The organism is Pseudonocardia sp. 2-7, assembly GCF_056341085.1.
In genome coordinates, this window is record NZ_CP094507.1 from 3,713,618 (window position 1) to 3,727,625 (window position 14,008).

The 14,008-nt window shown below is 73.9% G+C and carries 12 protein-coding genes; 5 read left to right on the forward strand and 7 right to left on the reverse strand.

Translation table 11 applies throughout. The features are described from left to right. The first annotated feature begins 38 nt into the window (after window positions 1-38). Entirely contained in the window at window positions 39-1,883 is a 1,845-nt protein-coding gene (locus MTO91_RS17860) for an AMP-dependent synthetase/ligase (RefSeq protein ID WP_476651979.1), read from the forward strand. Window positions 1,884-1,912: 29 nt separating this feature from the next. Here the strand turns inward: MTO91_RS17860 and MTO91_RS17865 are convergent, their stop codons facing one another. Then, a complete protein-coding gene (locus MTO91_RS17865) occupies window positions 1,913-3,055 on the reverse strand; it encodes a glycosyltransferase family 4 protein (RefSeq protein WP_251785138.1) in 1,143 nt (380 codons plus the stop codon). Window positions 3,056-3,440: 385 nt separating this feature from the next. Between MTO91_RS17865 and MTO91_RS17870 the strand changes: the two genes are divergently transcribed. Continuing rightward, window positions 3,441-3,773, forward strand: coding sequence for a hypothetical protein (locus MTO91_RS17870; RefSeq protein WP_244327109.1), 333 nt, complete (start codon window positions 3,441-3,443; stop codon window positions 3,771-3,773). Between the two features lie 4 nt (window positions 3,774-3,777). Here the strand turns inward: MTO91_RS17870 and MTO91_RS17875 are convergent, their stop codons facing one another. Continuing rightward, a complete protein-coding gene (locus tag MTO91_RS17875; RefSeq protein WP_476651981.1) occupies window positions 3,778-5,334 on the reverse strand; it encodes an NYN domain-containing protein in 1,557 nt (518 codons plus the stop codon). A 151-nt stretch (window positions 5,335-5,485) separates the two neighbouring features. On the opposite strand from MTO91_RS17875, the gene MTO91_RS17880 reads away from it, so the two are divergent. Continuing rightward, on the forward strand, window positions 5,486-7,231 hold the full coding sequence (locus MTO91_RS17880) for a DEDD exonuclease domain-containing protein (RefSeq protein WP_476651982.1): 1,746 nt from the start codon (window positions 5,486-5,488) through the stop codon (window positions 7,229-7,231). A 213-nt stretch (window positions 7,232-7,444) separates the two neighbouring features. Here the strand turns inward: MTO91_RS17880 and qcrB are convergent, their stop codons facing one another. From qcrB to ctaE, 4 genes are all read right to left on the reverse strand, one after another. Next, window positions 7,445-9,160: a cytochrome bc1 complex cytochrome b subunit gene (gene qcrB, locus MTO91_RS17885; RefSeq protein WP_476651983.1), complete on the reverse strand. Its 1,716-nt coding sequence runs from the start codon at window positions 9,158-9,160 to the stop codon at window positions 7,445-7,447. Beyond that, on the reverse strand, window positions 9,157-10,293 hold the full coding sequence (gene qcrA / locus MTO91_RS17890) for a cytochrome bc1 complex Rieske iron-sulfur subunit (protein WP_251785142.1): 1,137 nt from the start codon (window positions 10,291-10,293) through the stop codon (window positions 9,157-9,159). The genes qcrB and qcrA overlap by 4 nt, the downstream gene beginning before the upstream one ends. Continuing rightward, complete coding sequence (gene qcrC / locus MTO91_RS17895; protein ID WP_208824679.1) at window positions 10,290-11,156, reverse strand: cytochrome bc1 complex diheme cytochrome c subunit; 867 nt, start codon at window positions 11,154-11,156, stop codon at window positions 10,290-10,292. The genes qcrA and qcrC overlap by 4 nt, the downstream gene beginning before the upstream one ends. Before the next feature lie 64 nt (window positions 11,157-11,220). Further along, entirely contained in the window at window positions 11,221-11,832 is a 612-nt protein-coding gene (gene ctaE / locus MTO91_RS17900; RefSeq protein WP_062396094.1) for an aa3-type cytochrome oxidase subunit III, read from the reverse strand. Between the two features lie 249 nt (window positions 11,833-12,081). On the opposite strand from ctaE, the gene MTO91_RS17905 reads away from it, so the two are divergent. Next, window positions 12,082-12,477, forward strand: a complete 396-nt coding sequence (locus MTO91_RS17905; RefSeq protein WP_373324244.1) for a response regulator transcription factor — start codon at window positions 12,082-12,084, stop codon at window positions 12,475-12,477. Window positions 12,478-12,500: 23 nt separating this feature from the next. Beyond that, window positions 12,501-13,544, forward strand: coding sequence for an anthranilate phosphoribosyltransferase (trpD, locus tag MTO91_RS17910; RefSeq protein WP_251785143.1), 1,044 nt, complete (start codon window positions 12,501-12,503; stop codon window positions 13,542-13,544). A 16-nt stretch (window positions 13,545-13,560) separates the two neighbouring features. Here trpD and MTO91_RS17915 read toward each other — a convergent pair whose 3' ends face one another. Continuing rightward, window positions 13,561-13,839 (reverse strand): Lrp/AsnC family transcriptional regulator, encoded by a 279-nt coding sequence (locus MTO91_RS17915; protein WP_476651985.1) that lies wholly within the window; start codon window positions 13,837-13,839, stop codon window positions 13,561-13,563. Window positions 13,840-14,008: the final 169 nt, after the last annotated feature.

Genomic DNA, 14,008 nt, shown 5'->3' on the forward strand with positions numbered 1-14,008 from the left:
GCGTTCAGCCTGTCGAGGCCGCCAGGAGGTCGATCCCCGTGCGTGAGTACAGCGTTCCCGCCGCGGTGTCCGTGGGAGACGAGGAATCGCTCTCGGACGCCGTGTTCGACAACGCCGCGCAGCACCCGTCGGACGTGCTCTACCGCCGCAAGGGCGCGGACGGGAACTGGTCGGAGGTGACCGCGGCCGAGTTCGGCGAGCAGGTCACCCGGATCGCCGCCGGGCTGGTCGCCGCGGGTGTGCAGGCCGGGGACCGGGTCGCGCTGCTGTCGCGGACCCGGTACGAGTGGACCCTGTTCGACTACGCGATCCTCGCCGCGGGCGGGGTCACCGTGCCGATCTACGAGACGTCGTCGCCGGACCAGATCTCCTGGATCGTGTCCGACTCCGGCGCCGTCGGGATCGTCGTGGAGACCGCCGAGCACGCCGCGTCGGTGGAGAAGGTCCGCGGAGACCTGCCCGAGCTGCGCACCGTCTGGCAGATCGAGCCCGCCGCGTCGGCCCCGGACGCCCCCTCGGCGGTCGAGCAGCTGCGCGGCCTCGGCGCGGACACCCCCGACGAGGTGGTGCACGCCCGGCGCGGCGGGGTGCGCGCCGACGACCTGTGCACCCTGATCTACACCTCGGGCACCACCGGTCGCCCCAAGGGCTGCGAGCTGACCCACCGCAACCTGATCGCCGAGATCCGCACGATCGCGGCGACGATCCCGCACCTGTTCGAGCCCGGGGACTCGGTGCTGCTGTTCCTGCCGCTCGCGCACGTGTTCGGCAAGGCCATCCAGTGCGGCTGCCTGTCCACCCGCACGGTCGTCGGCCACTCCCCCGACGTGAAGACCCTGCTGCCCGACCTGGCGGACTTCCGGCCGACCTTCCTGCTCGCGGTGCCGCGGGTGTTCGAGAAGGTCTACAACGGCGCGCGGCTCAAGGCGCACAACGACGGCAAGGGCAAGATCTTCGACGCGGCCGCCGACACCGCGATCGCCTACTCCGAGGCGCTCGACGCGGGCGGGCCCGGCCTGCTGCTCAAGGCCCGGCACGCGCTGTTCGACAAGCTCGTCTACGGCAAGCTGCGCGCCGCCGTCGGCGGCCGGGTCAAGGCCGCGGTGTCCGGCTCGGCCCCGCTCGGGGGCCGGCTCGGGCACTTCTTCCGCGGCATCGGGCTGCCCGTGCTGGAGGGCTACGGCCTGACCGAGACCTCCGCGGGCATCACGCTGAACACCCCCGACGCCCAGCGCGTCGGCTCGGTGGGCCGCCCGGTCCCCGGCTGCGCGGTCCGGATCGCCTCCGACGGCGAGATCATGCTGCGCGGCGACATCGTCTTCCGCGGCTACTGGAAGAACGAGGAGGCCTCGAAGGAGGCCCTGGAGTCCGACGGCTGGTTCCACTCCGGCGACATCGGCGAGCTCGACGACGCCGGCTTCCTCACCATCACCGGCCGCAAGAAGGAGATCATCGTCACCGCCGGCGGCAAGAACGTCGCGCCGGCCGTGCTCGAGGACCGGCTGCGGGCGCACCCGCTGGTCGGGCAGTGCATCGTGATCGGCGACCAGAAGCCGTTCATCTCCGCGCTGGTCACCATCGACCCGGACGCCCTGCCGGGCTGGCGCGAGCGCAACGGCAAGCCCGCGGGCGACGGCAGCTCGGCCGCCGACCTCGTCGACGACCCGGAGCTGCGCGGCGAGATCGCGGCCGCGGTCGAGGACGCCAACCAGGCCGTCTCGCGGGCCGAGCAGATCCGCAAGTTCACGATCCTGCCGCACGACTTCAGCGAGGCCGGCGGCGAGCTGACGCCGACGATGAAGGTCAAGCGCAAGGTCGTCGTGGAGTCCTACTCCGGCGAGATCGAGGCGCTCTACGCGGGGACCACCGCCGACAAGGGCTGACCCCCCGCCGTCGACGACGGGTCGTGCACTCAGCGCGGCCCGTCGTGGCCGGTCAGAAAGCCGTGCAGGCGGGCCGCCGACGACGGCCCGCCCCAGACCCGCCGGACGCGGGCCCGTCCGGCGTGGCCCATCGCCGTCGCCCGGACGGGGTCGGCGAGCAGGTCGGCGACCCGGTCGGCGACGGCGGCGACGTCACGTCCCGGCACGACGTGGCCGGTCACACCCTCCTCGACGGTCTCCGGCGCGCCGCCGGAGTCCCCCGCGACGACGGGCAGCCCCGACGCCGCGGCCTCCAGCAGCGCGATCCCCAGCCCCTCGACGTCGAGCCCGCCGAGGTGGGTGCGGCACGGCAGGGCGAACACGTCCCCGGCGGCGTGGTGCGCGGCGAGCTCGGCGGCCGGGACCCCGCCGGTGAGCACGACCGCGTCGGCCACCCCGGCGCGTGCCGCCAGTGTGCGCAAGCGGTCCCGGTAGGGCCCGCCGCCGACGAGCAGCAGCCGGGCGCCCGGCACCCGGCGGCGGATCCGCGGCAGCGCCGCGACCAGCACGTCCTGGCCCTTGCGCGGCACCAGCCGGGACACGCACGTCACGACGGGGGCGTCGCCGAGCCGGTACCGGGCCCGGACCGCGGCGCGGGCGTCCGGGTCGGGTGCGAAGCGGACGGTGTCCACCGGGGGCGGCAGGACCTCCAGCGCCGCGTCCGGGCCCAGCGCGCCGGCGAGCCGGCCGCGGGTCCAGCGCGACACCGTGGTGACGACGTCGGCGTCGCGGCCGATCCGGTGCAGCGCCCGGCGCGCGCCGGGCAGCATCGACCAGCCGACCTCGTGGCCGTGCGTGGTGGCGACGACCCGCTCCACCCCGGCCCGGCGGCGCAGGTACGGGCCGAGCAGCCCCAGAGGCGCGGCCGCGCCGAACCAGACGGTCCCGGCGTCGTGCTCGCGGGCCAGCTCCGCGGCGCGCCGGGCGACCTCGGGGACCGGCAGCATGAGCGACGACCGGTGCCGGTGCACGGGGAACGGCAGCGCGGCGTCGTGGTCGGCGGCGCCGCGCCAGGCGGGCGCGTGGACCGCGAGCGAGTCCGGCGGGAGCGCGCGGGCGAGGTCGGACAGGTAGGACTGGATGCCGCCGGGCCGGGGCGGGAAGTCGTTGGTCACCAGCAGCGTGCGCGCCACGGTCGGCGACGCTAGTCCTCGGCGGGGCGCCGGCCGCCGGTGGTCACCGGCGGACGGGGCGGCGGGGGTCGGGACGGCGGCTCCGCACGCGCGCTGCGCGTCGGGGATGCGGGCCGCCGTCCGACACTCCGGGGAGCGGACGAGTTCCGCGTCCTCACCGTTGCGTGACCGGATCGGTCGCCCGCCGGGGTGGCACTGCTCCGTACGAGTGGTGGTGCTCGCTCGACGGCACAGTTGGTGAGGATGTCGTGCTGTTCAGGTGAACGAGCGCGGCGGCCCGCGGTGACGGCCCCGCCCCGGTTTTTCTCCGGCGCGGCCATTCTGTCGGACCCCTCCCCTAGCGTCCGCGGTGCTCGACCACCTCGGGTCCGACGAAGGAGGAGCCATGATCGTCGACTGCGATCGCTGCGAGGTCCGCGGTGCCGCCTGCGGTGCCTGCGTCATCGGGGTGCTGCTGGAGGTCCCGGAGGACGACCGGCCGATCCCCTACCTTCCCGTCGACCTGCCGGCCGGCACGGTGGCCACGACCGTCGCCCCGCTGGAGTTCGCCGAGCCGGAGCGCCGGGCACTGCAGGTGCTGGCCGAGGGCGGCCTCATCCCGCACCTGCGCCTGGTCGAGCCGGGCGCACCGGCGCCCGGTCGAGCCGGGCGTACGGCGCTGCCGATGCCGGTGGTCCCGCCGGCCGGGCACGGGCCCCGGCACCGTGACGTGGGGTGAGCGCTCACCCGCCGAGGCGGCGCAGCAGCACCGCGGACGCCACGGTGTGCGCGCCCCGGCGGCGCACCGAGCGCACGATCTCCTGGTCCGACGTCGCGACCAGCAGCGGCCGGCCCGCCGGCTCGGCGGCGACGAGGTCGCGGACGACGTCGTCGGCGATCACCCCGGCGTCGCTGAACAGCACCCGCACCCCGCGGCTGCCGCGCACCGGCGCGGCGATCACGGCGGCCCCGTCGAACACCACGGTGATCTCGGCCCCCGTGCGGGCACCCAGTGCGCCGAGCTGGGCCACCAGCCGGGAGCGCTGGTCGGCCAGCGGCAGGTCCGGGTAGCCGGTCTTGCTGACGTTGTAGCCGTCGACGATGAGGTGCACCGACGGCACGGTCAGCAGCGCGTCCAGCGCGGCCAGCCCGTCGACGGGGGCCGCGACGCGTGCGCCGGTCCCGCGGTCGCCCGTTCCCGCGACGAGGTCCGCCGGCCGCGGTCCGCCCGCGCCGACGTCGAGCTCGCGGCGCAGGCCCGAGATCGCGCCGCTGACGGTGTCCAGCAGCAGCTCCAGGCGCACCTCGTCGCCGCGCCGGGCCTCGCGGGCGGCCTGGCGGGCGGCGGCGACCTGACCGGCCGCGGCGTCGGCCCGGCGGCGTTCCCGGTCGGCCCGCTCGCGCTCGGCGGCGGTCTCGGCACGGGAGCGGGCGAGCTCGTCGTCGACGCCGCCGCGCAGCCGCGCGACCTCCTCCTCCAGCTCGGTGCGGGCGTCGAGTGCGGCACGCAGCCGCGCGCCCTGGTCGCTGACCCGGCGGCGCATCTGCTGGTACTCGGTCTCCCGCTCCCCGACGAGCGCCCGTGCGCGTTCCCGTTCCTCGACCAGCTCGGCCCGGGCCCGTTCGAGCTCGGCGGTGAGCTTGTCGACCTTGGCCAGGGCCTCGTCGCGCTCGGCGCGCAGGTTCGCCAGGTCCGCGGTCTGCCCCACCTCGGCGACCCGCCGGTGCGCGAGCGGATCGGCGGTGAGCAGCGCGACCGCGGCCGCGTCGAGCTTGTCGACGGGTGCGGGCAGCGGATCCGCGACGGACGCGGCCTCCGCGGCGGGGGTCGACCCGTCCATCGGTGATGCGGCTGCGTGCTGCGCCGCGGGACGGCCGGACGGGACGGCTGCCTCCGCGGCTCCGGTGTCCCCGGTGGATGCCCCGGGTCCGCCCGGGGGGACGGGCGGGTCGCCGGCGGGTCGTGTCGTGGCGGGTTCGGGCAGCTCCAGCTCACCGGGCCGGTTCTCGGCCCACCACGCCACCACGGCCGCCCGGAACGCCGTGTCCTGCTGCAGCCGGGCCACCAGTACCTGCCCGCCGAGACGGGCCCGCTTGGCGGGGGTGAACCGGGCGAAGCGGCGTAGCGGGGTGGGGACGTCCCCGGGCGGCAGCCCGCCCAGCGCGGTACCCGCGATCTCGGCGAGCCGGGCCCGCAGCGGGGCGGGCAGCTCCGGCCAGTCGCTCGCGGCCGGGTCCGCGGCGCACGACGGGACCCCGGAGCACGTGGGCTCCGGTCGCTCCGTGTCGTCGTACGCCATCGGTCCAGGTTATCCCCGCCCGGCCCGGATCGCCGTCGGCGTGCCCGTCCGCAGCCGGGACGTCCCCGGATCGGTGTCCGCGCCCCGGCTCCCCCGGACCGGGGCCGGGTGTTCGAACATACTGTCGGACCCCACGGCTACGGTGCAGGGCGTGACCTCCTGCTCCCCGCAGCTCACCTTCGACGAGCTGGGCACGCCACTGCGTGACGTCACCTTCTGCGTGGTCGACCTGGAGACCACCGGCGGCAGCCACCGGACCGACGCCATCACCGAGGTCGGCGCCGTCGCGGTGCGCGGCGGCAGCCGGATCTCCGAGCTCGGCACCCTCGTCGACCCGGGTGTACGGGTCCCGGCCGACATCACCCGGCTGACCGGTATCACGAACGCGATGCTGCACGACGCGCCACCGCTGGGTGCGGTCCTGCCCTCGGTGCTCGACATGCTCCGCGGCGCGGTGCTGGTGGCCCACAACGCCCCGTTCGACACGGGGTTCCTCAAGGCCGCCTGCGAGCGCCTCGAACGCCCCTGGCCCGGCCCTCCGGTCCTGTGCACCGCCCGGCTCGCCCGGGCCGTGCTCCCGCACGCCGAGTGCCCCAGTGTGAAGCTGGGCGCGCTGGCCCGGCACTTCGGCTGCGCCACCACCCCGGACCACCGGGCGCTGACCGACGCCCGGGCGACCGTCGAGGTGCTGCACCACCTGCTGGAGCGGATCGGGAACCTGGGTGTGCAGAGCCTGGAGGAGCTGCTGCAGCTCGTCCGTGACCGGGCCCCGCACCGGCCCACCACCACCCAGCGGCGCCGCAGGCACCTGGCGAACGACGTGCCCTCGGAGCCCGGTGTGTACCTGTTCCGCGGCGGCGACGGCCAGGTGCTCTACGTCGGCACCAGCGGCGACCTCCACCGGCGGGTGCGGTCGTACTTCACGGCCGGGGAGAAGCGCCGCCGGGTCCGCGACATGCTCGCCCGCGCCGAGAAGGTCGACACGGTGGTCTGCGCGCACGCCCTGGAGGCCTCTGTGCGCGAGCTGGCGCTCATCGCCGCGCACCGCCCGCCGTACAACCGGCGCTCGCGCAACCCCGGCCGGGCCTACTGGGTGGCGCCGACGGCGGAGGCGTTCCCGCGGCTGTCGGTCGTCGCCACCCCGCGGGCGGGTGCCCTGGGCCCGTTCGGGTCGCAGCGGGCCGCGACCGACGTGCTCGACGCGGCACTCGACGCACTGCCGCTGCGCCGGTGCACGATCCGGATCCCGGCCCGGAACCCGTCGGCGACGCCGTGCGCGCTGCACGAGCTGGGCCGCTGCGCGGCCCCGTGCGCCGGGCTGCAGCCCGTCGAGGACTACGCGCCCGCCGTGCACGCCTGGAGCGACCTCGTCGCGGGGCGGGACGACGGCCCGCTGCGGGTGCTGGCCACGGAGGTCGACGACCGGTCGGCCGGCGGGCGTTACGAGGCGGCCGCACGGGCCCGGGACCGGTTGGCCACGCTGGCCGCCGGGGTCGACCGGGGCGGCACCCTGGCCGCGCTCGCGGGCATCGACGAGCTGGTCGGTGCCCGGCCCGACGGCCGGGGCGGCTGGGAGCTCGCCGTCCTGCGCCACGGACGGCTCGCCGCGGCGGGCAACGCCCCGCGCGGGGTGCGGCCGATGCCGGTCGTCGAGGCGCTGCGGACCGGCGCGCAGACGGTCCTGCCCGGCGACGGGCCGCTGCGCGGGGCCCCGTCGGAGGAGGTCCGGATCCTGCACCGCTGGCTCACCACCGGCGGGACCCGGCTGGTGTACTGCGACCCGCCCTGGGCGGAGCCGGCACGGGGCGGGGGTGCCTGGCGGGAGTGGGCCGACCGGGCCCGGGAGGCGTCGCACCGCACCGGTGCGCGCTCCCCCGACGAGCCCGCCGGGGTCTGAGGCCGGCGGTCCACGGTCCTCCCGACGGCGCCCCGGGCGACGACGCCGTGGCCGGACACACGGGCCGCGGCGTCCGACCGCGCGCAGCCCGCACACGACGGCGGTCCCGCCGGGCGGACGACGACGCACCGGCACACGACGGCGGCCCCGCCGGAGACCGTGTCTCCGGCGGGGCCGCCGTGGAGTGCTTCCGGGCCGGGGCCCGGACCGTGCTCAGTCGCGCGGCTGCTGCGGACGACCACCGTCGTCCGGGCGGCCCGCGAGTTCACCGCTGCGGGACTCGAGCTCCGCCCGCGCCTCGTGGCGCCGGCGGGACTCCTCGAGCTCCCGCTCGTGGGCCTCGTGGCGGGCCACGGCCAGCGCGCGGGACTCCTCGACCGGGTCCGGCGTGAGCAGCGAACCGGAGACCGGCTCACCCGCCGACCCGAGCTGGTTCATCCGCTTGGGCACCGAGGCGCCCTGGTACTCCAGCGGGATGGCGTGGCCGTGCGAGTCGACGCCGCCCAGCGGCTGGTGCACCTCGATGAACTCACCGTGCGGCAGCCGCTTGATGATGCCCGTCTCGATGCCGTGCTCCAGCACCGCGCGGTCCGACCGCTGCAGACCGAGGCACCAACGGTAGGCCACCCAGTACACGATCGGCGGCACGACGAGCAGACCGATGCGGCCGGCCCACGTGGTCGCGTTCAGCGAGATGTGGAAGAAGTACGAGATCCAGTCGTTGAACCCGCACATCACGAGCCACAGGTAGAACGAGATCGCCATGGCGCCGAGCGCGGTCCGGACCGGCACGTCGCGCGGACGCTGCAGCAGGTTGTGCAGCGCGTCGTCCCCGGTGAAACGCCGCTCGATGGCCGGGTAGGCCCCGGCGAGCACGAACAGCACCGGCAGGAAGCCCGCGGTGGGGATGAACGCCGCCGGGATCGTGTACGTCCCGAACAGGTAGAACTCCCACGGCGGGAAGATCCGGCCCATGCCCTCGGACCACAGCATGTAGAAGTCCGGCTGCGACCCGGCGGAGATGTGCGAGGCGTCGTACGGGCCGAGGTGCCAGATCGGGTTCATCTGGAACAGCCCGGAGATCAGGGCCAGCACACCGGCGACGACGAAGAAGAACGCGCCGCCCTTCGCCGCGAACTGCGGCATGATCCGCACACCGACGACGTTGTTCTCGGTCCGGCCGGGGCCGGGGAACTGGGTGTGCTTCTGGTACCACACCAGGCCGAGGTGCACGGCGATCAGCGCGAGGATGATCCCCGGCAGGATCAGCACGTGGATGATGTAGAGCCGCGGGATGATCTCGGTCCCGGGGAACTCGCCGCCGAACAGCGCCCAGTGCACCCAGGTGCCCATGATCGGCACGGTCAGCGTGATGCCCGAGGCGATCCGCAGCCCGACGCCCGAGAGCAGGTCGTCCGGCAGGGAGTAGCCGGTGAAGCCGGCGAAGGTGCCCAGCAGGATCAGCACGACGCCGATGGTCCAGTTGGCCTCACGCGGCTTGCGGAACGCGCCGGTGAAGAACACCCGGAACATGTGGATGATCATCGCCGCGACGAAGAGCAGCGCCGCCCAGTGGTGCAGCTGACGCATGAACAGGCCGCCGCGGACCTCGAGCGAGATCTCCAGCGCGGACTCGTAGGCCCGCGACATGTGGACGCCGCGCAGCGGGTCGTACGGCCCGTTGTAGACGACCTCCTGCATGGAGGGGTCGAAGAACAGCGCCAGGTAGGTGCCCGACAGCAGCACGATGATGAAGCTGTACAGGGCGATCTCGCCCAGCATGAACGACCAGTGGGTCGGGAAGACCTTGTTGAACTGCTTCCGCAGTCCGGCGGCCGCGTGGTAGCGCTGGTCCGCCTGGTCGAGTGCCGCGCCGCCCTTGACCGCGAGGCCCCCTGAGGAGGTGGTGGGTGTCGTGATCGAACTCATGTCGTCTTCGGCCTCTCCCAGAACGCGGGTCCGACGGGCTCCACGAAGTCGCTGCGGGCGACGAAGTAGCCCTCCTCGTTCACCGTGATCGGCAGCTGCGGCAACGGCCGGGCGGCCGGCCCGAAGACGGGCTCGGCGTCCTGCGTGGCCAGGAACTGCGACTGGTGGCACGGGCAGAGAATGCGGTTGTCCTGCGCCTGGAACAGCGAGGTCGGGCACCCGAGGTGGGTGCAGACCTTCGACCAGGCGTAGAAGTCACCGTAGTTGAAATTCTCCTGACCGGGGCGCTTCGTGACCTCGGTCCCGGGGCGGAGACGGATGAGCATGACCGGCGCGTCCGAGGCGCGCTGCGCGTGCAGCAGCTCCTCCTCGTTGCCCCGCTCGCTCTCGCGGTACGGGAAGACGGTCATCATGGCACCCGGCTCCATGTCCTCGGGTCGCACTCGGGCGATCTCGGAGAGGATACCCGTGTCGGTGCGCAGGTACACCGTCTCGCCGTTCTCCGGACGCCAGCCCGTGTGCCACAGCGGGGCGTCGTCACCCTCGGCCCACGGGTTCCGGATGATGCCGCCGAGGGCGACGACACCGGTGCCGATACCGGCCACGGCCGCGGCCAGGCCGGCGCTGCGGATGATCAGCTTGCGACGCCCGATCGTGGTGCCCTTGCCCGCGTCGGCGACCTGGGCCAGGAAGGTGGCGCGGTCGACGTCGGTGGACGGGCCGTCGTGGCGCTGCTGGACCGAGGTCTCCTCCGGGAACAGCTTCTTCACCATCTGGATGACCGCGATGCCGATGGAGAGCACCGAGAACCCGAAGGTGAAGCCGATGACCGGGGTGTAGAGGTTGTAGAGCGCGTGGCCGGGCTCGCCGACGTTGACGTACTCCCACGGCCACGCGATGAACGCGACCACGAAGGCGATCATGGAGATCGCCGAGATGACGAACCACAGCGCGACCGAACGCTCGGCGCGCTTCTCCGCACGGGTCCCCGGGATCGGGAACGCCGGCGTGTTGTGCACGACCTCGACCTCGTCGAGCTCACCGGCCAGACGGGCCAGCTGCTCGGGCGACATCGCGTCGAGCTCCTCCTTGGTCGGACGACGGTCCGACCCGGTGCTGACTTCGCTGCTCAACTCTTCGCCCCCAACCAGATCGCGAACCCGACCAGACCGGACATCACGACGGCGAAGATGAAGACACCCTCGGCCGTCGGACCGAGACCCAGCAGCGAGTAGCCGCCCGGGTCGTTGGCGTGGTTCACCGACTTGATGTACGCGATGATGTCCTGCTTCTCCTGCGGCGTGAGCTGCTGGTCGGAGAAGCGCGGCATGTTCTGCGGACCGGTCTGCATCGCGGTGTAGATCTGCTCCTCGCTGGCCGGCTCGAGCGCGGGAGCGTACTTGCCGGACGACAGCGCGCCGCCGACACCGGTGAAGTTGTGGCACGAGGCGCAGTTCAGGCGGTACAGCACGCCGCCGCGGCCCGGGTCGTCGCCGCGCAGGGCCTCGCCGGTCGCGGCCGGGGTGACCGGCCCGCCGCCGTTGGCCTGCACGAACGCGCCCAGCGCCTCGAGGTTCGCCCGGCCCTCCTGGGTCTCCGGGTCGAAGATCGGCAGCGGGTGCTTGCGGGCCGCCTGGGCCTCCTGGCGCGCCATCGGCATACGACCCGAGGACACCTGGAAGTAGACCGCCGCGTCACCGACGCCGATGAGGCTCGGGCCGCGGTCCTGGACACCCTGCAGGTTCGCACCGTGGCAGGTGATGCAGGTGTTGTTGTAGAGCTGCTCGCCCTTGGCGATCAGCGCGGTGTCCTGCTGCGCCTGGGCGACCTGCGGCTGCGGCGCGAAGGCGGCGTAGAGGAAACCGACGGACAGCAGGCCCAGCCCGATGGCGAGGGCGCCGGCGATGCGGCGCTTCATCTTGCCGTGCGGACGGGTGCGGCCCCCGGCCTTCTCGTCCGGCCGGTCGGCCGGTGGTGGGTTCTGGTTCTCGGTCATCGCTGGGGGTCTTCCAACCTCGACGTCGTGGCGGGTGCTGTCAGGGAACGGGCGGCGCGATCGGTCAGCGGATGAAGTAGATCGTGGCGAACAGCCCGATCCACACCACGTCGACGAAGTGCCAGTAGTACGACACCACGATCGCCGCGGTGGCCTGGGCGGGCGTGAACTTGCTGAGCTTCGTGCGGATGATCAGGTACACGAACGCGACCAGGCCGCCGACCACGTGCAGCCCGTGGAAGCCGGTCGCCAGGTAGAAGACCGACCCGTAGGCGCTCGACGCGATCGTCGTCTCGTGCGAGGTGACCAGGGTGTAGTACTCGAAGGCCTGGCCCAGCACGAAGAACGTCCCCATCGCCAGCGTCAGGGCGTACCAGCGACGCAGGCCGAACACGTCACCACGCTCGGCGGCGAACACGCCGAACTGGCAGGTGAACGAGGACGCCACGAGCACGATCGTGATCGCGAGCGCGTAGGGGACGTCGAGCTCGGTGGGCGGCGGCGGCCAGGGGCCGTCGTTCTGCGCCCGCGCGGTGAAGTACATCGCGAACAGCCCGGCGAAGAACATCAGCTCGCTGGAGAGCCAGACGATGGTGCCGATGCTGACCAGGTTGGGGCGGTTCAGCGAATGGATCCGCGCGCTGATGTTGGGTGCCGCTGTCGTCACGTCGGGCATTATGACCCGAGCCGAACTTCTACGGCTTGTCGGGATACCCCTCGCCACATCACGATCGGCGAACGGACCCCATGATCACCGAACTCTTCGCCTGGTCGGGGCGACCGGGGGGCCGCCGGACGGCCCCGTCCCGGACCGCCGGCACGACAACGTTCGGGGGCGACGGAGGGTTCCCCTAGTATCCCCGGCGTGAGCGGACGAGCGGCAGAGATCGGCAGCGCGGCCGGATCGGTGACGGGGACCAGCACGGTGCTGGTCTACAGCCACCGTCCCGAGGTCCGCGAGAGCATCATCGAGGCGGTCGGGCGGCGGCCCGCTCCGGACGTGGGCCGGGTGCGCTGGGTGGAGGCGGCCGGCATCGCCGAGGTCCTCGCGGCCTGCGACGCCGGTGAGGCCGACCTGCTGGTCCTCGACGGCGAGGCGCAGCCGACCGGTGGGATGGGCGTGGCCAAGCAGCTGCGTCACGAGATCGTCGACTGCCCCCCGATCGTGCTGACCGTCCGCCGCCGGGACGACCGCTGGCTCGCCACCTGGTCGGAGGCGGACGCCGTGCTCGTGCACCCGCTCGACCCGATCGAGGCGGCCGAGGTCGTCGCGCAGGTCCTGCGCGACCACCGGCCCGGCACCCTGACCCCGCAGCAGTAGCGAGACAGAGGACACCTCACGTCGTGAGCGCACCCACCTGGCCCTCCGTGATCGGCCGCCTGATGCGCGGCGAGGACGTCACCGCCGACGAGGCGACCTGGGCGATGGGTCAGGTCTTCGCCGGCGACGCGACCCCGGCGCAGCTCGCCGGGTTCCTCGTGGCGCTGCGCGCGAAGGGCGAGACGCCCGCGGAGATCTCGGGCATGGCCGACGCGATGCTGGCCCACGCGCTGCGGGTGCACGTGCCCGGGCGCTCGGTCGACGTCGTCGGCACCGGCGGGGACCAGGCGCACACGGTGAACATCTCCACGATGGCGGCGATCGTCGTCGCGGCGGCGGGTGCGCCGGTGGTCAAGCACGGCGGGCGCGCGGCGTCGTCGCAGTGCGGGACGGCCGACGTGCTGGAGGAGCTGGGCGTCGCGATCGAGCTGACCCCGTCCGCGGTCGAGCGGTGCGCCGCGGAGCTGGGGATCGCGTTCTGCTTCGCGCAGTCCTTCCACCCCGCCATGCGCTACGCCGGCGGTGTCCGTCGCGAGCTCGGCGTCCCGACCGCGATGAACCTGCTCGGGCCGCTGTCCAACCCGGCCCAGCCGGAGACCGGCCTGATCGGCTGCGCCGACCCCCGGCACGCCGCGACGATGGCCGAGGTCTTCGCCCGGCGCGGCAAGTCGGTACTGGTGGTGCGCGGCGACGACGGGCTCGACGAGCTGACCACCACCGGGCGCAGCACCGTCTGGATCAGCGACGGCGGCACCGTCCGCGAGGAGCGGCTCGACCCGGCCGACCTCGGGGTCGGCGTGGCCACCGCCGAGGACCTGCGCGGCGGCACCCGGCAGGTCAACGCCGCCGTCGTCCGCGACCTGGTGGCAGGCAAGACCGGACCGGTGCGCGACGCCGTGCTGCTCAACGCCGCCGGGGCGCTCGCCGCGCACCGCGGGGTCGGTGCGGACCTCACCGCGTCGGTCGGGGCGGCGCTCGACGCCGTCGCCGAGGCGGTGGACTCCGGTGCGGCCGCGGACCTGCTGGCCCGCTGGGCCGCGCTCTCGACCGAGCTCGCGTCGGCCTGACCCGCGGGGGCCGGGCTCAGTCGAGCCCGATGGCGAACGCGGCGTCGGTGTCGGCCTTGGAGTAGGACCGGAACGCGATGTGGGTGTCGGTCCCGACGACGCCGTCGATCCGGCTGAGCCGGTTGGCGATCACGTCGGCGAGCTGCTCGTGCTCGCGCACCTTGACGATCGCGATCAGGTCCACGTCACCGGCGCAGGAGTAGACCTCCGAGACGCCGTCGAGGTCCGCGATGGCCTGCGCGGTCTCGGGGATCCGGTCGGCGGCGGTGTGCACCAGGACGATCGCGGTGATCACGGTGGGGCTCCCCCTCGGGTCAGGGCGTGGCGGACACCGATGAGGCTAGTGGGGGCATCCCCTGTGGCGCAGGCCGCATCCGGTTGCTACTGTGATCGTCATGCGCACCGTCGAGCACACCCTTGCTCCGGCCGCAGCGCTGCCCGCACGACTTCTCGCGGTAGTAGCA

What these genes read in the sequence shown, in the direction of transcription:
- ctaE (WP_062396094.1), bottom strand. Translation starts at nt 11,832, where the DNA reads ATGCCCGACGTGACGACAGCGGCACCCAACATCAGCGCGCGGATCCAT.
- MTO91_RS17870 (WP_244327109.1), top strand. Translation starts at nt 3,441, where the DNA reads ATGATCGTCGACTGCGATCGCTGCGAGGTCCGCGGTGCCGCCTGCGGT.
- MTO91_RS17875 (WP_476651981.1), bottom strand. Translation starts at nt 5,334, where the DNA reads ATGGCGTACGACGACACGGAGCGACCGGAGCCCACGTGCTCCGGGGTC.
- qcrC (WP_208824679.1), bottom strand. Translation starts at nt 11,156, where the DNA reads ATGACCGAGAACCAGAACCCACCACCGGCCGACCGGCCGGACGAGAAG.
- qcrB (WP_476651983.1), bottom strand. Translation starts at nt 9,160, where the DNA reads ATGAGTTCGATCACGACACCCACCACCTCCTCAGGGGGCCTCGCGGTC.